Here is a 21,607-nt window from a genome sequence, read left to right on the forward strand (position 1 = left end):
AGAGGGAACCGGGTTGATTGCATGGTCGACCGCAAGGGACTCTCTCCTTGCTTCGACGCTCAGGAGGCGGGCAGCACCCGGGGCACCACCGTGGAACCGAGGCCGAGGTGCAACCGCGGAAGCCGGCGAACGGCCCCGTGGTCGGGCCGGTCGCTGCATCGCTCCGGCCCGGTGGTCTCGCGCACCAGCGCGGTGCGCGAGTGCGCCGGCTTTACGGCATCCGCGGGACCCGACCTGCCGCGGAAGTCCCGCAGCCCGGCGTGAGCGGTCGCGTGTGGACACTCGTTGACAGCGTCCACCACCGGTCGCCCCACGAGCCATGAGAGGAAAGGATCCACACATCTCGGGTGAGCCGTACCGCGAGCGGGTAGGCGACATGCCGCTCGGTTCTCCGAAGGCGCCGAGGGAGGGAGTGATCCCATGGCCGGCAGCCGGGCGCACAGCCTGTACCACCACTCCTCCCACCGGAAGGGCAGCATCCCGCGGGGCAGCGCCGGACGGCGCCCCACGGTCGCGCGCGGAGAGCCCCGCCCGCCCGCGCGCGCCCCGGCCGACCATGCCCTCCACGATCTGGTCGCGCTCTCCCGAGCCCTGTTCGATGCTCCGGACGAAGTAGAGATCCTGCGCCTGGCCATGGACCACATCACCGCTGCGGGGTCGTACAGCGCCGAGGCCGGATACCTCGAGGTGGGCGGCGACCTGGTCCCCAGCCCCAGGAACGGACAGACGCATGCCTCGGCCATTGGCCGGAGGGTGCGGGAGCTGGCCGGGCAGGACGGCAACGTGGCCGTACCTGGCAGGCGCTGGGGCCGGGCCCTGGGGCTACGCGGATCTGCGGGACTCCACGGCTACCTCGTGGTCACGTCCCGCTCCCGGCCCACCGAGGCCGAGCGATCCCTGCTCGCCATGCTCGTCCGGCACACCGCTGCCGCACTGTCAGTCACCTTCGCACACCGCCGCCAACGCGAGGACGCGCTGGAGCTGCGCCGGCTGCGGGAGGAACACACAGCCCTCCAGCGGCAGCTGATCTCCGTGGTGGCTGAGCTGGGCTACGAGCGAGCCGTTCACTCTCTCATGGCCGGCGTCGCTGCCTCGGGTGGCGGCGAAGAAGCTGTCACCCGCGCACTGCACGGGCTCACCGGACTTCCCGCGCTGCTCGAGGACCGCTTCGGTCGGCTGAGGTCCTGGACCGGTCCCGATCGCCCCGTCCCCTATCCCGAACCGGACCCCGTGCGCCAGGACGAAATGCTGCATGCCGTCGCCAAAGAGGCCGGGCCGGTACGGATAAGGGACCGGCTGATCACCCTGATCCGCCCGCACGGCGAGATCCTGGGCGTGCTGGCGCTGGTCGATGCCCGGCACGAGGCCGACGAGCACACCGTACTCGCGCTTGGACACGCCGCCGCGTCGCTCGCCCTGGAGCTGACGCACCTGCGCAATCTGGCCGAAGTGGAGCTGAGGCTGCACCGCGTGCTGGCCGACGACCTCCTGGCGGGGACGGACGAGACGAGCGTCTACGCGCGGTCCGAGGCAGTCGGACACGACCTGCACCGCACCCACTACATCGTCGTCGTGCAGTGGGCGAACCGGGCTGCGGACGAGCCCTTCGCGCAGACCGTGAGCCGGGCGGCCTCTGCCGTGGGCATGCGCTCGCTGCTGACCCGACGTTCCGACCACGTCGTTCTCATCGCCGACGACAGGCCGCACGCCCGCGCGTTGTACGAGGCGCTCGCCCACGAGACCGGGACACGGTCCGGGACGATCGGAGTGAGCACCCCTTGCGACTCCGTGAATGACATCCCCCGCCGCTACGAGGAGGCGCAGCGCGCCCTGGAGGTGCGCCGCCACTGCCGCGAGCACTACGGCACGTCGTTCTTCGACGAGCTCGGCCTCTACCGCATCCTGGGACCTGGCAGCGACTACCGGGAACTGGAGACCTTCGTCCAGGAGTGGCTCGGGCAGCTCATCGACTACGACTCCCGGCACCACGCGACCTTGGTGGAGACCCTGTCCCGGTACTTCGACTGCGGCGGCAACTACGACGAGACCGCCGACTCCCTCGCCATCCACCGCAGCACGCTGCGCTACCGGCTCCAGCGCATCCGCGACATCAGCGGCAATGACCTCGCGAACGTCGAGGACCGGCTGAACCTCCAGGTGGCGACCCGAGTGTGGAAGATCGTGCTGGGCGGGACCGGCTGACGCCCTGGAAGGCCACGAGGCCGCTCGAAGGCCAGCCTGTCCCGCTCCCGAACACCAGCTCGCCGCGAGGTCGCGGTCGGCTGGCTCGTGGTACAGTCCAGCACTTCTCCGATCGGGGCGTCGGCGTCCACGTAGCGCACGAGCTTGCGGTTCGCGAATTCCATGATGCCCGCGTCGCCGAGTTCGCGTCCGTAGCCGGAGCGCTTGGTGCCGCCGAAGGGCAGCTCGCGTGCTTGAGCAGGATCGTGTTGCCGAGGACGAGGTTGGGAGCCGCGAATCGGACCACCTGGTACAGCGGGAAGTTCCACGGCATCACACCGAGAAGGACGCCGAGCGGCTCGTTCACCAGCACAGCCGTGCCCTCGGGCACCGGCAGGGGTCGCTCTTCCAGCAGCTCGAGGCCGTGCTCGCCGTAGTAGGTGAGGATGTCGGACGCGAGGTCGACCTCTGCACGGCTCGAGTTGATCAGCTTGCCGACCTCAAGCGTCAGGAGATGCGCCAGTTCCTCCTTGCGCTCCCTCATGAGCCGGCCGGCGCGTTGCACGACGGCCCCCCGGTCGGCCGTCGACCGGGCAAGCCAGTTCGGAAAGCTACGGTGGGCCGCGTCGATCGCGCGCCCCACCTCCTCCGCGCTCAGCGCCGGGAACCCACGAACCCCTTCACCGGTGTACGGATTGACCGTGGCGATGGGGCTTCCCTGGGCAGTGACGTGGGCGTCCATGACGCCTCCCTGGAGTCGGGGCACCTCGGGTTTCCACGCCGGGACCCGCTCACACCTGCTGATTCGTCTCCTGCGGCGGAACTGATGACCTCACCGAGGCGGCAACCCTCGTCCGGCCCCTCACCGCCATCATTCCGGCCCCTCACCGCCATCATGGGGGGCGCTGTGAATGAGTGCAATACGACGGCCTTCCGGCTGACGAGGCCCTGCACGCCACGGTGCACGGAGGCAGAGGGACGCCTTACGGCTGGCCGGGGAATGCCCACGCATTTCATGCTGCCCTGCCAGGGCAGGAGGGGGTGTTCCTTTTCGGCCTGGGGTGCGGAGGCGCTCAGCGGGCGGTCTCTGCGAATCTCGACCGGTGACAGCCGATGGGCGACGCCGGCGGGAGCGTAGGACGCCGTCCGGTTCCCGGTGAGGAGGCGAGAGGCATGACCGTGATGGGTGTGTCGAAGTTCGAGAGGTTCTTCCGCGCCGCCGCAGGCCTCGACGTGGACAAGAACGACCTGAAGCGGTACGGCGACTTCGTCGACGCCAAGCTCTACGACCTCCTGGTCGTCGGCCAGGCATCGGCCAAGGCCAACGGCCGTGACACCGTCGAACCGTGGGACCTACCGATCACCAAGGGCCTCCAGGAGAGCGTCCACCGGTTCCGGCGGCTCGACGAGGAGGTCGAGCTGAAGCCGATCCTGGAACAGCTCGCCGTGCACCCTCCGCTCGACAGGACACCCACCCAGGAGACCGAAGAGCGCTACCCCGAGATCATCGGCGGTCTCAGCGTCGCCCTCGCCGAGACGTTCAAAATCATGTATCCGGACATCAAGAACCCGCAGACCAGCCACTGGGAGGGCGTGACCGCGGTGTTCGACCGGCTGCTGTAGCAGTCGCGCCCAGGCGCATGTGACCCGACCCGTCTCAGGCCGGGAAGGCAAGCCGCCCCGGATCGTCTCCAACGAAAATCGTCCTTACTCGGTGACTGGAGATGCACTGCGGCGGCCTGGCATGCGGCGAGTGCCGCTCTCGGGCAGGTAGTTCCAAAGGAAGTTCCATGGCATTCCTCGTGTAGGGGCCTTTCGGAGCCCTTGTCGCAAGCGGTTCACTGGCGGGTTGGGGTGGTGCCGTTCATGGCGAAGCGGGCGGAGCATTGTTCGGCGGATCGGTTGTTCGCGTTCCAGACACAGATCCACATGGTGTAGCCGGTGTCCGGGAGGAAGGTCGTTTTCGCGGCGCCCCAGGAGGCGCGGAACGTGTAGGTGAGGCCGTCGCTGCGTGAGAGCTCGGCAACGCAGGTCTGGTTCAGCGAGGTGTTGAGCACGCCTGCGAGTGAGCCGGAGCCGTTGTCGTCCAGCCAGGCGGAGCAGGCGGCGTCGTTTCCGAACCAACTGGTGTCCGCCTCGGAGCCCTTGACCTGTGCGGGGTCGTCGCTGCCGTTGATGCCGCTGATCGATGACGATGTGAGGCTGCGGGCGGCTGCCGAGGTGGTGGCGGGGGCCGCATTGGACGGGGTGGCGGGGGCCGCATTGGACAGGGTGGTCGGGGGCTGGTCGGCGGATCTGGCGGTGGAGACCGTCGAGGGCCGCAGGCCCTGGGAGGGGGTTCGGGTAGGGCCGGCTGGAGTGGTCGAGGGCGGGGATGGGGAGCCGGCGGTGGGGGAGGGCGAGGCGCCGGCGGTGGGGGAGGGCGAGGCGCTCGGGCTGGTGGAAGGCCCGGGCGTCGCCCCGGCGAGCGGCTGAACGGTGACCGGCGTGTCGACGGAGCCCTGCGAGGTGGGGTGCTCCGGGGAGGTGGACGGACTGAGGGCGAACACGGTGACCGCCCCGAGGGCGATCACCGCGGCGATCGGCAACAGGAGACGGTGCCTGTGTGGGCGGCGCGGTGATGTGGGGGCTGGGGTCCCGGGGTCGGGGGGTGGGGCTGTGCTCGTGTCCGGTGGCGGGAGGGTCTCCAGCTTGCCGACCGGCGTTTCGGCGAAGGCATGTCGCGAGTCGATGCGTGCCATGAGCTCGGACGGCCAGGACGGAGGAGGAGCGAGCAGGTGTGGGCGGGTCGCCTGGACGAGTCGGTCGGCGGTGGGGCGTGCTCCGGGGTCGGTGTCGAGGCAGGGCGCCAGGACGGCAGCGAGGTCGGCCTCCACGGCGCGCAGCCGCTCCAGGTCGGGGACGGCGCCGGGCGTGCGAGCCGAGGCGGCGTAGAGCAGGAGCGCCGCGAGCGCGTAGACGTCCGCGGGTGCTGCCACGTCCTCGTCCCCGGCCTGCTGTTCCGGTGCCGCGAAGCCGTGCGTCCCGTAACCGTCACCGCTCCTGGTGAGCCTGGCCTGGTCCGCGGCGCGCGCGATGCCGAAGTCGATCAGCTTCACGCCGTCGCGCACCAGCATGACGTTGGCGGGCTTGATGTCGCGGTGCGCGATGCCGGACGCGTGCACGGCTCGCAGTTGGGCGGCCGTCTCGGCCAGCAGCAGCCACAGCGCCTCGGCTGGCAGCGGGCCGTGCAGCCGGACCGCCTCGTCCACCGTGAGCCCGGGGACGTACTCGGTGGCGAACCACGGGCGCTCCGGCGTGCCGTCGCTCGCCAGCACCCGCGGTGCGACCCCGAACGGCACGCGGTAGAGGATTCCGACCTCCCGTTCGAAGCGCTCGCTGGATACCAGCCGCGGACGGACGAGCTTGACGGCGGCGTAGCCCCGGTCCGAGACCCCGAGGTAGACCTCGCCCATGCCGCCGGTGCCGAGCAGGCCGATGACGCCGAAGCTGCCGATCTCCTGCGGATCGCCCGGGCCGAGTGGTTCGGCGACCATGCTGTCGATCGCAGCAGCTCGCCGGCTGATCGTGCTCACGGCGGGCAGGCTACCGAGCAAGTTCATTCGGGACAAGCAGAGTTGACAGTTCCGCAAGTTCGAGGCAGGCATGCCGCCGGGAGGACTGGTCCCCCCGGTGCGCTCGTACACTCACTGGCGCGAGCCGACGCGGAGGTGTGTGAGATGTCGTACGGTAACTTCCCGCCCCAGATGCTGCCGCCGGGCAGTCCCTCCGACCGGGTGCCCCCGGCGCCACCCGGAACGATCTTCGTGATCGGCCCGCAGGGCGGGTACGCCGTGCCACCGCGCCGGTACACCTTGCTGTTCGGGCGCGACCGCGAGGACGTGCACGTACCGGTCGGCGTCGACGACCCGACCGTCAGCCGTCGGCACGGCGTCTTCACCTGTGCCGCCACGGGCGGCGACTGGTGGCTGGTCAACACCGGCAACCTGCCGATCGAACTGCCCGACGGCGTGCTGATGCTCACCGGCCACAAGCGGATCGTCGGGCCCGGGTACACCCCGCTGGTGATCAACTCGTCCAAGCGGCGCTCCCACCTGGTGGAGGTGCGCGTCGTGGACGGGGACGACCTGCACCCCCGTTCCACGAGCAGCGCCGACACCGCGGCCCCCGAGACGGTGTACGCGCTCTCCCCGCAGGAGCGGCTGGTGCTCACCGCGCTCGCCCGGCGGTACCTGGAGGGTCAGGACGCGTTCCCGCTCCCGCTGTCCTGGGAGGACACCGCCCGGCTGGTCAACGCCTCGCCCTACGCGACCAAGTCCTGGACCTACAAGTCGGTCGCCAACACGGCCGAGGACGTGCGCGAGCGGCTGCGGCGACGGGGCGTGCGCGGGCTGACGCGCGATGAGGTCGGTGAGCCGGTCGGGTCGATGCTCAGTGTCAATCTGATCAGGGAACTGCTGAGAACGGCGACGCTGAACGCCCAGGACCTGGAGTTGCTGGCCGAGCGGAGTTGAGCGAAGGACGGGATGCGCGCCTCGGTCGATGGTTCGACCGGGGCGCGCAGCGTTCTCAGTGCTCGGTCTCGGGAACGGGCGCGGGTTCGGCCTGGGCGTGGTAGGTGACGTGCATGGTGCCGCGTTCCACCGAGAAGACGGCCGCCTGGCCCTCGGCCGAGTTCTGTTGGCGCGGTTGGGATTGCGACTGCTCGGGGCGGTCCGTCGTGTTCGTCACGTGATTGTTGTCGCCCACGATGAAGGTCCCGGAGACGTCCCTGGTGTGGATGTCGCCCGGTGTGGATTCTGCAGGCATGGTCGGCCTTTCCCGGTCGGTTCTGTGGGTGGTCGGATTCAGCAGCGGAACACCAGGTCGAACCAGGCCGAGTTGTATGCCGAAGCCTGGTTCGTCGTGTCGACCCTGGAGCCGGACGGATGGTTCCGGAACGAGCGGTATTGGCTCTCCTCCTGCTGATGAGCGGTCAGCATGCTGTTGAGGTCGGATGCCACCGATCTGTCCCGCGCCTGCGATATGGCTTGCCGCAACGTGGACTCGGAAGCGCGCAGGTCTTTGATGACGGTATCGAGCGCGGATTTCAGCGTGCTGTCGTCGGGAATGGTGGAGGTCCGCCGTGAGTTGTACGCGTCTACGGCGTTGTTGTACGACTCCAGAGCGCGGGACTCGGTGGCCTTGTCGGTTTTGAACTGCCGGGAATCTCGTTCTACGGCCGGTATCACCGTCGCGCACACGGGATCGACGAGGCGCGGCGTGACGACCGGAGATGGGGCCGGCGGGGCGTGGGTGTAGACCGGCGGGGCGGGGGCAGGGACCGGCGGGTGGGGGGTGTAGACCTTCGGGGGCGGGGCCGACGGGTAGGTGGCGTGGGCTGTCGGAGCCTGGTCCGACTGTTTGGCGGCGTAGACCATGGCACCCACGCCGAGGACGGTGGTGAAGCCGACTGCGCAGGCGACGGCAAGGGCTGTGCCGCCCTTGGCGGTCGCCGCGCCGGCGGCGCCGACGGCCGTGTGGCTCGGGCCGGTCGCGGCGGTGCCTGCGGCCTGCGTCGGCTGGGCGGCAGAGCTGTGCGCTCCCGAGAGGTCGATCTTCGGCGACGTCGCCTGTGAGGTGGAATGAGCGCCGGTCATGTGGGTCGGTGGCAGAGGCTGTTGGGTGGATTGGGACAGGTCGATCACGATCGGTTTGGTCGGTGGTTGTACGGGTGTCGGGCTGACGACAGGGTGCGTGACGGGCGCCGGGCTGACCACAGGTTGGGTGACCACCGGCGGGCTGACCACGGTGGTTACCGGGGTTACCGGGGTTACCGGGGGTACCGGTGTTACCGGTGCTACCGGCGTGATCGGTGCTATCGGCGTTGCCGGGGCGATCGGCGCGACGGCGCTGGTCGCCACCGTGGTGGCTACCTGGTGGGCCGCCGACTGTGCGTGCAGGGCGGTGAGTTCCTGCCAGAGCACTCCCGCCTCGAGCACCAGTGTCGCCGTTTGCGCCGCCCGGCCGATCGCCCTGCGGCGGGCGCGTGCCTCGCGTAGGAAGAACTCCTCACCCGCGCTGTCGCCCGCGCTCCTCGCGGCGGCCCAGCCGGCTCCGAGCAGGCTGCCCCACGCGTCGAACTGCCGGGACAGCGCCAGCTTCGGCGAGGCGGCACGGGCCAATGCCATGCCGAGCGGCGCCTGTCCGCTCCGCTCCGCCCGCAGCACCGCGACGTCAAGGGCCTGGAAGTGGGCTGCCACCTGGTCCGGGGTGGTCTGCCGCGACTCGACCCACGCGGTGAGCGCCCGGCAGAGGGGCTCGGCGGGGAACTGCGTCATCCGGCTCTTCAGTACGCACTCGGCGACGTCCGGTGGACACCGGTAGCCGGTCTCGGAGGCGAGCAGCAGACCGTGTCGCACCAGGCCTTCGGCGAGCGCTTCGGCGTCCGGCCGGCCGAGCAGGGAGCTGAGCTGCGGGGCGGCCAACTCGGCGCCGGACAGCGAGCCGAGCAGGTGCAGCAGGTCGCGCTCCGGTGGCCGGAGCCGATTGAGCAGTGCAGGCAGCAGTTCGGGGAGATCGGCGATGCTCGGCAGGCGCTTGCCGGTCGCGGCCGAGAGGGCGATGCGCCGCAGCCGGAGCGGATTGCCGTGCAGGGCGTCGCACAGTGCCTGCACGGTCCGTGCTTCGTCCGGTAGCAGCCCGCGGGCCAGGACCGTCTGCACCAGGTTCACGCCTGCCGGGGCCGTCAGCCCGTCGAGGTGGATCGCGTGGACGCCGTCGAGCGCCGACCGGTGCTGCGAGGTGAAGACGAACGCGGACTGCTCGGCCATGTCGAAGAGCCGGCGCAGGTCCTTCTCGTCGAGTCCGGCGTCGTCCAGGTAGATCCGCAGTCGCAGGGTCTTCAGGTGCTCCTTGAGCACCTCCAGCGACGGCTTGTAGTTCGGCGCCTCGAAGCCGATGTCGAAGATCGCCTGCGCCAGGTCGTCGGCCGTCCGCCCACCGGCTTCGACGTAGGCCGCACCGTCGGGCCCGCCCGGCAGGGTGCGGGCGAGGTGGCGCAGCAGTGCACTCTTGCCGACGCCGGAAGCGCCCCAGACCTGCACCAACTGACGTTTCCCGAGCGCCTCTTGCACCAGCCGGAGGTCCCGCTCCCGGCCGATCAGCGGATCGGCGACGGTCCGCGGCAGATGGGAGATCCGCTGGCGCTTGACCGGATCCGGCAGTGGTCCGGCGTGCAGGGTGACGGCTGAACCGTACTCGGCGGTGATGTTCAGGTTGGTCACGGTGTTCCGGTTGCCGACGATCATCGTCCCGGACACGTCGCCCGCCCGGATCCGCTCGGAACCGCCCGGAGCACCGTTGTTCTCTGGCATCCGCTTCCCCGATCCTCTCCAACGCTCGGCTCCTGGCTCTCGGTCATGCTGGCGCCGAGCCGTCGTGGGAACCCGGCGCTTTTAGCTGTTTGGTGGGATCGCCCGCGAATCCGCCGCTCCGGATGCGACAGATGCTCCGGCTTCTTCGGCCGCGACGGCGATCCGGGCGAGGTGATCCAGGTCGAGGATCGTGATCCTGCGGTAGCCCGTGATGACCGCGCCCGACTCCCGCAGTGCCCGCAGGGCCTTGTGGATCGACGACTCCGCCGCGCCGACCAGCGTGGCCATCTCCGGCTGCGACAGCGGCAGTTGGGCTTCGTTCCGGCCTGGACGCCCATAGGTGACGGCCAGGTGGTGCAGGATCCTGGCCAGCCGCCCGAGTACGTCGCAACCGGTGAAGTCGACGATCCGGCCGGTCGCCGTGCGCAGCTTGGCCACCACGCTCGCGCTGAGCGCGAGCCCGATGGCGGGGTGCTGCTTCGTGCACTCCAGCAGTTCGGAGGACAGGATGTAGCGGGCCAGCACCCGGCCGCAGGTGGTCACGGTGCCGCTGCGCGGCTGGCCGTCGATCCCGGCGAGCTCCCCTACCAGGTCCCCGGCCATTCGTACGGCCACCAGCGCCTCCCGGCCGTCCTGCGCATGCGCGGTGACCTTCACCGTGCCGCCGACCAGGAGCAGCGCGAAGTCCGAGGTGTCGGCCTCGTGGATGGTGATCTGCCCGGCCGGGTAGACCACGCCGTGGCCGAGCCCCAGCAGGACCCGGCGGTCGGCCTCGTCGACCCGGCCGAGCAGCCCGCTCGGCGGCCAGTAGGCCTCGGCCCTGCGCACCCGTGCGTTGCTCATCGGTCACTCCTCCTCCTCGTCCGGCCGAAGCCGGACAAGCCGTATTTGTAGCCGTTCTACCCGAGGACCCCTCCCCTACGATCTCGTCAACCATCTTGTCGGCGCCGCTAGTCGGTGCCGGCGGCACCTCGATCGCCGAAGTGCCGGCCCCCGTCGTGATCGCGGAGGGAAGCGGAGGGAACGTGAATCCGAAGTACGAATACCGAGCCCTGCTGGCGTGCGACATCGCGGGTTCCGCAGGCCGCGGGCAGCAGCGGCTGCAGGAGATCCGCAGTGCGCTGCGATCCGCGCTGTCCGGTGCCCTCGACCTCGCGGAGTTGGACCGGCGGGACGTCTCGTACGTGGACACCGGCGACGGCTGCCGGCTGGTCGCTCCGGCCGGGCTGCCCAAGGCCGGACTGCTGGTCCCGCTGCTGCCGGAGTTGAGTGCGCGGATCCGCGAGCACAACCGGCAGGCCGGCCCGGACACTCGGTTGCGGGTACGGGCGGCCGTGCACGCGGGGGAGGTCCGGTTCGATCCGGACGGCACCGTCTCCGGCACTCCTTTCGAGGCGCTCGCCCGGCTGCTGGATTCGACCCCGCTGCGGCGTGCGGCCGTGGCCGGTCCGGACGGCGCCCCGCTGGCGGCGATTCTTTCGCAGCACTACTACGAGGAGACGGTCGGGCACGGCTACGAGGGGCTCGAAACCGGTGCCTTCACCGCGGCCGAGGTCGTGGTCAAGGAGTACTCCGCGCGGGCCTGGCTCTGGTACCCGGGCAGCCCGGTGGGGCCGTACGGCGGCTCCGGCCGGGAACCCGGCTCCGGCGGGCGGCCCGCTGAAGCCGGGCAACGGCCGACGGAAGCCGGGCCTCGGACCGTGGAGCAACTCGTCCGGGCCACCGGGAACGGCACGGTGTTCGCCGTCGGCCGCGGTGACCAGCACATCCGATACAACGAACGGGGCTGAAGCGTCGATGAACGAGGAACTCGCCGAGCTGGCCGCGAGCGGAGCCACCGCTCTGGTCGCCGCGATGGGCACCGACCTCTGGACGGAGGCCAAACGGCTGATGAGCGGCGTCGTCGCCCGGGCCCACGGAGGCCGCCGCAGGGAACTGTCCGCCGCGTTGGAGCTGCCGTCGACCACCACGAGGGGAGTGGTCGACGGCGAGGCCGTGAGCTACTGGACCGACGCCCTGGTCCAGTTGCTCCACCGGAACCCGGGCCTCGCCCAGGACGTCATGGCCCTGGCGTCGCTGCGGATACCACGACAGCCGGATGTCGCGGTCCAGGTCAACTCCGCCACCGGTTCGGGTGAGGTGTTCGCGGTGCAGCACGGCAACCAGCACTTCGCCGGCGGGCCGAGGTCCCGCGATTCCGGGGACGGCCGATGAGCGGGGGCGACAGTCGGCCGGACAGCCTGATGGACGGCTGGGTGCGGGCGGGGTTGCTCGTCGCCGTGACCGTCGGGGCCTTCGTCGAGGTCGGCTCGCCACACCGGCACTACGGCTGGCTGGTGGACGTGTTCGCGCTCGCGGCGGTGGGTGTCGTCGGTGCGGCGGCCGCCCTGGGGTCCGAGCTCGCCGCGGTGCCGGCCGGGCAGCGGAACCGGCTCGACCGGGAGCCCGGGCCCGATGCAACGGTGCCGGCCTGCCGCTACGTCGCAGGACCATCCGCGCCGACGGCCCAGCCGGCGAAGCCCCGGCCGTTCCTGCGCGAGCGGCCCACCGACCCGATCGTTCCCCGCTTCGGTGACGGTGCGCGGGCCCAGGGCTTCCCCTGGCTGCTGCCCGAGCGCACGGTGCAGAACGGGATCGCCGCGGACGAAGCCACGGTCGGAGCCCTCACCATCCGCGCGGCCTCCGTGGTCGGGCCCGGCCACCGCTGTGACCAGCCCGCCGGGCCACGACAGGATTCCTACCGGATCGGGCGCACCCGGGACAGCCGGTACGCGATCGTGGCCGTGGCCGACGGCCTGTCCAGTGCCGCGTGGTCCGACACCGGGGCCACCACGGCCTCGAGCCAGGCAGTCACCCTGCTGCGCGAGCAGATCGAGGCAGGTGACTTCGACCGGCTCGACGTCAAGGAGTTGTACGGGCGGGTCGCGGAATCGATCGCCGGGCAGGCGGCCGGACGCGGCGTCGGCACCGCGCACCTGGCCACCGTGCTGATCACCGCGGTGATCGCCGAGCCGGACGCGAGCGGCACCGCCCGGGCGTGGGTCGGGTGGCTCGGTGACAGTTCGGCCTGGACACTCGACCCGCGCGTCCCGCGGTGGCAGTTCTCCGCGGGCCAGGCCAAGGACCGTGAGGGCCCGGTGGTCTCGAACGAGGTTGCCGGCCGCCTGCCGGACACGCCGCACCTGGCCCTGGACGGCTACGTCACGCTGGCCCCCGGTGCAGCCCTGGCGCTGGTGACGGACGGGATCGGCGACGCGTGGGCGGACCCGGCGGGCAACGTCAACGAGTACTTCGCGAACGCCTGGCGCTCTCCTGTCCCTGCCACCCGGTTCACCGCCGACGTCGGCTTCGACGCACCGCAGTGCCTCGACGATCGCACCGCCGTCGTGGTGTGGAACGGCAGGGGGGCATGACCGATCTCAATCCCGTCGCCGACGGCAGCGTCCCGGCGGTCGATCCGCGGGGCTGGCCATTGCCGCGGGCCGTGGGCCTCGGCGATCTCGGACCGCTCGCCGAGCCGATCTCCGAGCACAACGGTCAGGCCGTCGCCGTACGGCCGTTGACGGACCATCCGGGCTGGCTCGCCAAGCTCTACCGGCCGGACCCGCACCCGGAGGACGCCCAGCGCATCGACCTGTTGATCTCGGCCCCGGACACCCTGCCGGAGTCGGAGCGGGCGACCCTGTACGCCGGAACGTGCTGGCCAGCGGCCCGGATCCACGGGCCCGGCAATCCGGCCGTCGGATGCGTGATCCCGATGGCGCCCGAGCACTACCGTGCCGAGCTGCGGCGCGGAAAGTTCAGCGAGCGCCGGTTCCTCGAGATCGACTGGCTGGCGAAGTCCGACGAGTCGATCCGGGGCGTCGGCCTGCCGCGCCCCGCCTTCGGGGACCGACTGGAGGCCTGCCGCCGGCTGACCGAGCTCGCCGCGATCCTGGAGGCTCTGGGCCTGGTCTACTCGGACTGGTCGTTCTCCAACGCCTTCTGGAGTCCTGACCGGCGTTCCGTCTACCTCATCGACGTGGACGGCTGTCAGCCGCAGAAGATGCCCGACATTCACCAGCCGAACTGGGCCGACCCGCTCACGCCGCCGGGCTCCGACGCGGACCACTGCACCGACCGCTACCGGCTCGGCCTGCTCGTCGCCAAGTGCCTGACCGGCCAGCGCGATGCGCGCGCCTTCCACAGCGTCTCCCTCTCGCCCTGGCCGGAGCAGCCTGCCCTCTCCGAGGTGCTGCTGGACATGCTGTTCGCGACCGAGCGTGAACGACGGCCCACAGCTGTCCAGTTGAACCAGGCACTGAACAACGGCCCCTACCTCAGGGCCGTGCCACGCCCCACCCGCAGCGCACTGCCCCCGCTGCCCGCGTCGCAGACGGTACCGCAGCCCCCCGCTGGCACGGGCGCCGCGGAGACGGGCGCCGCGGACACGGGCACCGCCAAGTCGGGCACCGTGGCCGAGGGCACCGTCGTCACGCGCACCACCGAGAAGAAGAAGGATCCTGCGACCACCTGGAACGCCCGGTGGATCTGGGCGTTCGCCTTCGCCGTGATCCTGCTCATCGTCATCAGCATCGCCTCCAACCACTAGCTCAGAGGTGCACCCATGTCACTCTGCCTGCCCACCTACGTGGTGATCGACGCGTCCTCGTCGATGAAGCCGCATGAGGCGGTGCTCAACGCGACCCTCTCGCGCTTGCACTACAACCTGGCGACGAATCCGCGTGTCTCGGAGTTCGCCCGGGTCAGCGTCATCGCCTTCTCCACCGACGTGCACGTGGTGATCCCGATGTCGGACATGGAACAGGTGCCGAACATGCCTGAAGTGATCTGCGGCGGGCGCACGGACTACGGCAAGACCTTCGACCGGTTGCGGGAGTGCATCGAGCAGGATGTCAGCAGCCTGCGGGCGCAGCACTACAGCGTGCTGCGGCCCACGGTCTTCTTCCTGACCGACGGCGGTCCGACCGACGCGAACTGGCGGAAGTCCTTCCGCGAGCTGGTGGACCGGAACCGGCCCCGCTACCCACACGTGATCGCATACGGCTTCGGCGGTGCCGAGCGGGGTGTGCTGCAGGTGGTGGCGACCAAGGCGCTGTTCATCGCCGACGGCACGGACACCGAGTCGGCACTGAGCGGGGCGATCTCCGGCCTGCTCAACACCCTGATCGCCTCGTCGCAGACAGGTCAGATGCAGATCGCCACCGATGTCAAGGGCTTCGAGTACGTCCAGGTCGCCCAGGAATACGTCGACTGAGCATGGCCTCCGACCCGAGTACCCCTGTGCCCCGGGCACTGCGTGCCTCTGTCGGGCTGTCCGTACTGGCTGCGGTGCTGCTCGCCTGCGGCGGCGCGGTCGAGGCAGCGGGCAATCTTCTCGGCCCGTCGACGAGCGGGGACAGAGGCGGCTCGCACCCGACGGCGCCGGCGCCGGTACGGCCGACCCCTGACATCTCCTCTTCCCCCGCAGCGCCGTCGCCGAGTTGCCCGCCCTCGGCCTCACCCACCCAACTGCCCGAGCCCTTGCCGACCGCCACCACACCATCGCCCTCCCCGGAGCGTCCTCCGAAGAAAGGCTCCAAGCACGAGACCGCCAAGACGACGGTTCCTGCACCGGATAGCACTGCTGAATAGCTGCCTGGTTCGCCGAGGTGCCGAGCAACACGGTCGGTAGGCGCCGGCCACCCGCCCCGGCGGACCGTCAACACCCGGAAAGGAACGCACCCGCGGCCCGGGTCGGGAGCTTGAACCCGATCCGGGTAGCCGTCGTCCTCCACTGGGTCGGTCACGATTCCCCGGCCGCTCGGTGAGCGGGCCTCACGGACTGCACTCAGCTCCGGTTCCGGGGATCCTACCGACAGCGCCACCGGCCCCCAGGCCACGCCCTCGTACGCCGGTCGAACGCCCCGGCCCGGTGCTCACCTCGACGTCCGGTCGGCGGGCGTTCACGCCGGGTCGGTCCGGTCGGTGGAGTCCAGCAGTTCCTCGGAGAGGACTCCGAGCGCACCGGGTTCGAGGCGGAGCAGCGTCGGCAGGCACAGCTGCCAGTGCCCGATGATCAGGGCGTGGGCCAGGACGCGGCGGCCGTCGGCGGGTGGGAGGTCGGGGGCCATGGCGGCGAGTGTGCGGGCCTGCTCGGACGGGTCCGCGATCGACCGCGCAAGCTGCTCGGCGCGACCCGGTTCGCCTGCCTTGGCGAGGTGATGGGCGATGGCTGCCAGCGCCTCGGCTTGGGGGCGAGGTTCGAGGATGAGCCGGGCCAGGTGCTCAGCCTGCTCCGGGTCGCCCAGGTCGAGGCAGGTCCGGACGGTCTCGGCGAGCGCCCTGGCTCTCGTCCGTGGTTGGTCGATGGTGTGGATGATCGACGCGGCTCGGTCGGGCGCGCCGGCTGCGGAGATCACCGACGCGACGTCGGCCAGGGCGGTCGCCCGCAGCGGCTCGGTAGTGATGGACCGGGCGAGTTCCTCGGCCCGCGGCAGGTCGCCCACCTGCGCGCAGGTACGGGCGATCTCGCTGATGGCCTGCTCCCGGTAGGGGGTCTTGGTGATCGAGTCGGCTGCCAGCTCGGCCTGTCCGAGGAGCCTCCTGCTCCGTGCGGCATCGCCGTTGCCGGCTACCGTCACGGCGAGTGCCGCGAAGCCGCCGGCACGCAGTTGTGGATGGGTGATCGCGCCGATGCTGCGTTCGGCCTGCTCGGGTTCGGCTGCCGCCTCCGCCCTGCGCGCCACGGCGATCAGGGCCTTGGCCTGCTGGTAGGGGTGGCTGATCTCCCGGGCGCTCTGTTCAGCCTGGATCAGTTCGGCCCGGATCGTTCCGGCCCGGATCGGTTCGGCGCCGTCGTCCACCGGGTCGGCAGGCGTGGCCTCCGCAGGCAGGGATGTGTTGCCGTCCGGGGCGGTGGCCGAAGTCGCGTGCCCCGTGCTCCGGTTGTCGACCGGAACCGTCGGGATGGCGCCCAAGGCCTTCTCGCGCTCCTCGGTCCCCCGGATGGCATCCGCGATCCGTACGGCTCGGGCGAGGTCGGCAGCTGCGACGGCCGCACGCACGACGAGCAGCAGCGCCTTGTCCTGCTGGGTCGGATCACTGATCGTGTCGGCAACGGCCACGGCCCGGTCCAGGTCCCCCGTGGTCGCCAGGGCCTGGGTGATCACCGTCAGGGCACGGTCGCGCTGTGGCGGTTCGGGGATGGCGTACGCGAGGGCTGCTGCCTGGTCGAAGTCGCCATCGGTGGCTGCCGCCTTCGACAGGGCGGAAAGGTCGCTGCTGCGGCGGACCGGGCGGCTGTGCGACCGGGCGACGCCCTCGGCCTCGCGCGCCACCGCCGTGGCGTGCCCGTCCTGACCATCGGCCACCAGCCCGGAGGCGACGTCGGCGAGGGCCCTGGCCTGCCGTGCGGGGTTCGCGACGGAGCGCGCGAGAGCCATCGCCCGGTCCGGGGCACCGACCGTGGCCAGGACCCGGGCGAGGGCCGACAGTGTCGTGTCCCGGTCGGATGACCGGGTCAGCGGCCGGGCGAGCCGTTCCGCGAGGTCCAGCAGGTCCAGTGCCCTGTCACGCTCGCGGCAGGCGGACAGGGCATGGGCGACACCGATGAGAATCCACGCCTTCCGCGCCGGGTTGCGGATCGCGTGGGCGATCGCCTCGGCTTCGGTGATGAGCTGCCGTGCCGCCCGGTGGTGGCCCGTGGCGCTCGCCGCCCTGGCGATGGTGGTGAGCACCTGGGCCCGCTCGGATCGGCTGGCGACGGAGCGGGCCAGCCCCCGGCCGCGTTGCCACTGCCCGGAGTTGGCAACCTCCACGGCGACCACGCCGAGTGCCTGGGCCCGCTCGGACCAGGTGGTGACGGATGTCGCGACCCGCTGGGCCGTACGGTCGTCGCCGGCGGCAGCGAATGCGCGGGCAGCCGCGACGAGCGTGTGGGCGTGCCGGGTCTCGTCGGCCGTCGACCGGGCCGTCGCCTCGGCGCGGGAGGCCAGCAGGAGAGCGCGGTGCCGGTCGCCGGACGCGGCGGCCGCACGTGCGACCGCGGCGACGGCCACCGCCTGCCGGTGGGGGTCGGTGATCGCTGCGACGAGCTGTTCGGCGTGGTCGGTGAGGATGCCGGCTCCTCGGAGGTCTCCGCTTCCGGCCGCCTCTCGCGCCACGGCGGCGAGCGCCTGGACCCGCCGGGCCGGATCGGTGATTGAGCGCGCCAGGGCCTCGGCTCGGCTGTGCTGACCGAGCTGCGCCCAGACGCCCGGGAGGTTGGCGGGAATGTCGACGTTGCGGTCGGTGAGCACGGTCCGGTGGACGGCGAGTCGGCTCAGTGACAGCAGGTCGGGAACCGCGTGTCCGGCCACGGCCTCCTGGGCTGCGGTGATCTCGGCCAGGGCGACCGTGTCACCGCCGATGATGTCGAGCATTCGGTCATGGCGGCCCGGGTCCGTCGCACACGCCAGGGTCCGGGTGAGGTCGCCGGTGCTGAGCAGCAACCGGAAGTACCCGCGCAGCAGGTACTCGGGAGTGTCAACCGGCCACCGTCGACGGCGGTACCCGTCCGCCCAGGCGTGCAGACGGTCCCGGTACGCGCCCAGCCTGGCGGCGCCGAGCAGCCCTGCCGCCTGTTGCTGCAGTTCTTCGTGGCCGAGGACGTAGACGACGGTCCCGCGTTGCCACCGCGCGGCGCGGGGCGCGAAGGTTCGGCCGGACACCGCCCCCAGGCACTCCTCGACCTCCCAGGCCGCCAGTCCGGTAAGGTCCGCCAGGTCGGCCCCGGAGAGACCGCCGCCGCTCGCGGTGAGCAGGCCCAGCAGGTCCTGTTCCGTCGGGCTCCCCCTCAGCAGCCGCTTGAGCTCGCGCTCGGCGTCCTGGCGGACCACCGCGGCATGCGGTGACACCCTCAGGCGCCGGGCGATGTCGCTGCGTCGCAGCGGGTGGTCGTCGGGGACGTCGGTGGGTATCGGCGGGTTGGGTCGTCCTGCCACGATCACGCGCATTCCGGCCGGTGGTCGGGCCGGGAGCATCGCCGCGATGCTGTGCGCGTCGGGGCCTGCGGTCACTCCCTGGTCCTCGTCCAGCCCGTCCACCACGAGGACGAGCCGTTCGCCCCTCGCGCGACACAGGTCGGCTGCCCGTTCAAGGGCACCCAGCAGGTGCGCGTCGCGAGTGGCGTCGGTCAGCAGGGTCGGCATGGGAGCACCGAGGATTTCCAGCAGCTGTTCGAGGACGACATCGGCGAAGGCGATCCGGTCGCCCTGGCCGGCCAGGCGGGCGGTGATGAAGAACGACACCACCCGGACACCCGCCGGAGGTGCGAGGACGAAGGAGGACAGCAGGGCGGACTTTCCGGCCCATGCCTCGGCCCGCCACCACAGGTATGACCGTGCCGCCTGTGCCGCGTCCTGACTCGTGCAGAACTCGACCATGTCTGCCAGTTCCTGCTCGCGGCCGCGCAGCTCTGCCGGGGCGATGCGCCGGACCTGAGCGAGATAGTCCGACCGTACGACGGGACCGGCGTGCACGAGGGGGCCGCCGGCGGAGGGTTCCGGGGCTGCTGTCGGCGCCGGCCCGCTCGGGATCTCCTTCCGGCCGTTGCGCGGCCGGGGATTTCGGGCCGGGCTGGAAAGTCCGGCCGGGCCGGGAATTCGGGCCAGGGGTACGCCGACCAGGTCACGGCGCAGCGAAGCCGCGTCCTTGCTGGCGGCCGCAGGAGCGTAGCGGCCCGCCAACTCGGCCAAGCGGCTGAACAGGGCGTCCGCTGCCTCCGCCGTGCCGGCTGACGTGACGTGCCGGAGCCGAGCGACGGCATGCGTACGGTCGCTCTGGTCGACGCCTTCCATGCGGAGCTCCCGCACTCTGAGCGCACTGAGGAAACGCCAGGTCAGCCCGGCGGCCCCGGCCCCTGACGCGGTGTCAATGCCGACAGCGCGTGCAGCGGCGGCGACGACCTCGTCAAGGTACTCAAGTCGGCGCCGATTGGCCTGGTTGGTCCGTCCCGGGAACGCCACTGCCGAACGGAAGGCCCGTTCGTCCGCGACGTCCCGGGCGATAGTCGCCAGTTCCGCGATCTCCTTCACATGAGCGTTGGAACCGGAGACGGTCAGACCGAGTTGCCACCGCCCCGAGGCCACCTGGGGCGCCTGGTCGCGCAGGACACGGAGGTAGGACCCGATCAGCTCGACCGAGGCGGTGTCACTGGGGACGAAGGAGGGATCGCGCCGCACGCCGATCGACACCGTGCGCTTGCTACCGTCCGGCGCGAAGCCGGTCACCACGAAGTCGTCCACCGCGCTGACAGCGCTCGCCTGGAAGGCGACCTCGTGCAGCGTGACGTCGTCTCCGAGCTCGGTGAGCGGATCGCCAGTCAGCAGATGGCTCAACAGCAGGGCGCCGTAACGGTGTTCCAGTACGGTCCCGCCACCACCCGTGGAGTACGGGCTTGCTCGTCTCACTTCACGCTGGGAGCTGGCCGACACCCGGTCAGCCTAGTACTGCGACGAGCCGTCGTTCCATCCCGTCGTGCTCTCGGACCCGACTCCCGGCGGCGGACGGCGTCCGGGTCGGCATGGATGTGCAGGGCGAGCCGGTGCTCCACCGCCAGCACGACTGAACACTCGGGCCCGTACGCCTGGCTCAGCATGAGCAGCACCCGCGGGTCGTAGACGATCGCGGGCACCTTCTGGTCCAGGCGCCCGGCGAGGAGCAGGCCGAAGAGTTCCTCGCACCGCTGCGCCACCGGCCAGTCCACGTGGTCCTGGATGTGGAAGTCTTGGTCGGTCGTGTCCTCGGGGCGGCGGTGCTGCGTGACAGCGAAGTTGAATCACCCGAGTTTCGGAGCAACGCGCTTGGGTTGCGCACCTGTCGCCCGAGGTTGGACAGCGTGCCGGCGGTGAAGGACCCGTCGCAGCGAAGCTTCACCGGTCTCAGCGGAGTTTGACTGGCCGGCGGTTGTCTCGCCGATGTTGGACCGCTGGGTTGCCGCCCGATGATGTCTCGGGCCTTGGTCACATCGCCTGATCTGGCCGCGGAGGAACGGACCGCTGCCGTCGGACACAGTGCCGCAGGGCTGGAACGCGGGCTATCGCCGGGACTCGGCCGCGGCGCGGAACTCCCGGGCGATCTCCGCGCCCTTGGTGACATCCTGCCCGGAAACTGCATCCGAAATGCCGATCACTGCAACGGTGTTGACGTCAACCCACGCGCACTGGGTGGTGCTGTACACGCTGTTGCCGAAAGCGTCCGTGGTTGCTGTCTTGGTGTACGTCTCGGCGCACTGCAATGTCCCACCGAGCGAGCCGGGATCGACGTTGCTGACCTGTCCGTGAACCACGGTCATGCCCGGCGCGTTGGCCGGACGCCAGATACCCGCCAGGATCTGGCTGCGTCCCTGGTCGGAGATGGCGCTGTCCTTCTCAAACGCCATCACGGTGACGTAGTTCTCGTCGAACGTGCCGCCCACGTACGCCGTGGTGGTGGAGTGCACATCCGGGTATCGGGCCGCCAGCGCCTGACTCTCTTGCCGTATCAGCTTTGCCATGTTGCTGTGGTCGTTGCGGGCCATTCCCATGAACGAGTCCGGTAGGTGGAGCTGCGACGAGGGCTGGTTCCCAGCGACGGGCGGCTGCCCGCCCAGACTCCCGGCGGTCGCCGACGAACCCGTGCCGGCACTGCCCGCCGAGCCATCCGGCATGGCAAGTGCGCCCGGTACAGCCGCGGGCCGGGCACTGTCACCGGAAGATGTCAGCGCGTAGGCTCCGCCGCCCAGGAGGAGTGCTCCGACCACGCCGAGCGCGACCCACAGGCTGATGCGACGGGAGCTTCGCGGGATGGCCGGTGAGCCGGGGCCGGGCTCCTGCGGATACCACTGCCCCGGGTCCGGCTGCGGATAGCCCTCAGTCCGGGCATGAACGGGCTGCGGCGACACATCACCCGGGGAAGGCGGGGGAAAGGCCGGCGGCGGGGGCACGCTCTGCGGCGGCTCGGCGGGCGGCCCGTCCTGTTGGTCGTGCATCGGCGAACTCCTAGAGACTCGGTGCGGCAGCGGTGAACGGTCAGAGCGTCGTCCTGAAGAATGCCCAACGGCACCTCGCCTG

Annotated in this window: 15 protein-coding genes and 1 pseudogene; 8 read left to right on the forward strand and 8 right to left on the reverse strand. The window is 70.9% G+C overall.

Annotated elements, in window-relative coordinates; translation table 11 throughout:
* Window positions 1-420: 420 nt before the first annotated feature.
* Window positions 421-2,202, forward strand: a complete 1,782-nt coding sequence (locus BOQ63_RS39590) for a PucR family transcriptional regulator (protein WP_079183964.1) — start codon at window positions 421-423, stop codon at window positions 2,200-2,202.
* Window positions 2,203-2,410: 208 nt separating this feature from the next.
* Here the strand turns inward: BOQ63_RS39590 and BOQ63_RS39595 are convergent.
* A pseudogene (locus BOQ63_RS39595) lies at window positions 2,411-2,923 on the reverse strand (aldehyde dehydrogenase family protein); the annotation flags it as partial.
* 431 nt (window positions 2,924-3,354) lie between these two features.
* On the opposite strand from BOQ63_RS39595, the gene BOQ63_RS39600 reads away from it, so the two are divergent.
* Entirely contained in the window at window positions 3,355-3,804 is a 450-nt protein-coding gene (locus BOQ63_RS39600) for a DUF1931 family protein (protein WP_030286000.1), read from the forward strand.
* A 215-nt stretch (window positions 3,805-4,019) separates the two neighbouring features.
* On the opposite strand, the gene BOQ63_RS39605 is transcribed toward BOQ63_RS39600, so the two are convergent.
* A complete protein-coding gene (locus tag BOQ63_RS39605) occupies window positions 4,020-5,756 on the reverse strand; it encodes a protein kinase domain-containing protein (RefSeq protein WP_223886178.1) in 1,737 nt (578 codons plus the stop codon).
* Between the two features lie 144 nt (window positions 5,757-5,900).
* On the opposite strand from BOQ63_RS39605, the gene BOQ63_RS39610 reads away from it, so the two are divergent.
* On the forward strand, window positions 5,901-6,695 hold the full coding sequence (locus tag BOQ63_RS39610; protein WP_030285996.1) for an FHA domain-containing protein: 795 nt from the start codon (window positions 5,901-5,903) through the stop codon (window positions 6,693-6,695).
* Between the two features lie 55 nt (window positions 6,696-6,750).
* On the opposite strand, the gene BOQ63_RS39615 is transcribed toward BOQ63_RS39610, so the two are convergent.
* The 3 genes from BOQ63_RS39615 to BOQ63_RS39625 form a co-directional block, all read right to left on the reverse strand.
* Window positions 6,751-6,990, reverse strand: a complete 240-nt coding sequence (locus BOQ63_RS39615; RefSeq protein ID WP_030558130.1) for a hypothetical protein — start codon at window positions 6,988-6,990, stop codon at window positions 6,751-6,753.
* 38 nt (window positions 6,991-7,028) lie between these two features.
* A complete protein-coding gene (locus BOQ63_RS39620; protein WP_150476314.1) occupies window positions 7,029-9,536 on the reverse strand; it encodes an ATP-binding protein in 2,508 nt (835 codons plus the stop codon).
* 81 nt (window positions 9,537-9,617) lie between these two features.
* A complete protein-coding gene (locus BOQ63_RS39625; RefSeq protein WP_030285990.1) occupies window positions 9,618-10,379 on the reverse strand; it encodes a Crp/Fnr family transcriptional regulator in 762 nt (253 codons plus the stop codon).
* A gap of 182 nt (window positions 10,380-10,561) precedes the next feature.
* On the opposite strand from BOQ63_RS39625, the gene BOQ63_RS39630 reads away from it, so the two are divergent.
* Genes BOQ63_RS39630 through BOQ63_RS39650 form a run of 5 tightly spaced genes read left to right on the forward strand, consistent with a single transcriptional unit; the run spans window position 10,562 to window position 14,793 of the window.
* Complete coding sequence (locus BOQ63_RS39630) at window positions 10,562-11,326, forward strand: hypothetical protein (protein ID WP_072656460.1); 765 nt, start codon at window positions 10,562-10,564, stop codon at window positions 11,324-11,326.
* Window positions 11,327-11,333: 7 nt separating this feature from the next.
* Window positions 11,334-11,750, forward strand: a complete 417-nt coding sequence (locus BOQ63_RS39635; protein WP_030285985.1) for a hypothetical protein — start codon at window positions 11,334-11,336, stop codon at window positions 11,748-11,750.
* Window positions 11,747-12,949: a protein phosphatase 2C domain-containing protein gene (locus BOQ63_RS39640; protein ID WP_094743066.1), complete on the forward strand. Its 1,203-nt coding sequence runs from the start codon at window positions 11,747-11,749 to the stop codon at window positions 12,947-12,949. The genes BOQ63_RS39635 and BOQ63_RS39640 overlap by 4 nt, the downstream gene beginning before the upstream one ends.
* Complete coding sequence (locus BOQ63_RS39645) at window positions 12,946-14,127, forward strand: protein kinase family protein (RefSeq protein WP_072655918.1); 1,182 nt, start codon at window positions 12,946-12,948, stop codon at window positions 14,125-14,127. The genes BOQ63_RS39640 and BOQ63_RS39645 overlap by 4 nt, the downstream gene beginning before the upstream one ends.
* A gap of 15 nt (window positions 14,128-14,142) precedes the next feature.
* A complete protein-coding gene (locus BOQ63_RS39650; protein ID WP_030285979.1) occupies window positions 14,143-14,793 on the forward strand; it encodes a vWA domain-containing protein in 651 nt (216 codons plus the stop codon).
* A gap of 688 nt (window positions 14,794-15,481) precedes the next feature.
* Here the strand turns inward: BOQ63_RS39650 and BOQ63_RS39655 are convergent.
* The 3 genes from BOQ63_RS39655 to BOQ63_RS39665 all read right to left on the reverse strand — a co-directional run bounded on the left by BOQ63_RS39655 (window position 15,482) and on the right by BOQ63_RS39665 (window position 21,525).
* Window positions 15,482-19,966, reverse strand: a complete 4,485-nt coding sequence (locus BOQ63_RS39655; RefSeq protein WP_150476315.1) for a hypothetical protein — start codon at window positions 19,964-19,966, stop codon at window positions 15,482-15,484.
* On the reverse strand, window positions 19,963-20,262 hold the full coding sequence (locus BOQ63_RS39660; protein WP_030285975.1) for a hypothetical protein: 300 nt from the start codon (window positions 20,260-20,262) through the stop codon (window positions 19,963-19,965). The genes BOQ63_RS39655 and BOQ63_RS39660 overlap by 4 nt, the downstream gene beginning before the upstream one ends.
* A gap of 330 nt (window positions 20,263-20,592) precedes the next feature.
* A complete protein-coding gene (locus tag BOQ63_RS39665; RefSeq protein WP_143174861.1) occupies window positions 20,593-21,525 on the reverse strand; it encodes a hypothetical protein in 933 nt (310 codons plus the stop codon).
* Window positions 21,526-21,607 lie beyond the last annotated feature (82 nt).

The sequence above is a fragment of the Streptomyces viridifaciens genome, assembly GCF_001888885.2.
Lineage (GTDB): Bacteria > Actinomycetota > Actinomycetes > Streptomycetales > Streptomycetaceae > Kitasatospora > Kitasatospora aureofaciens.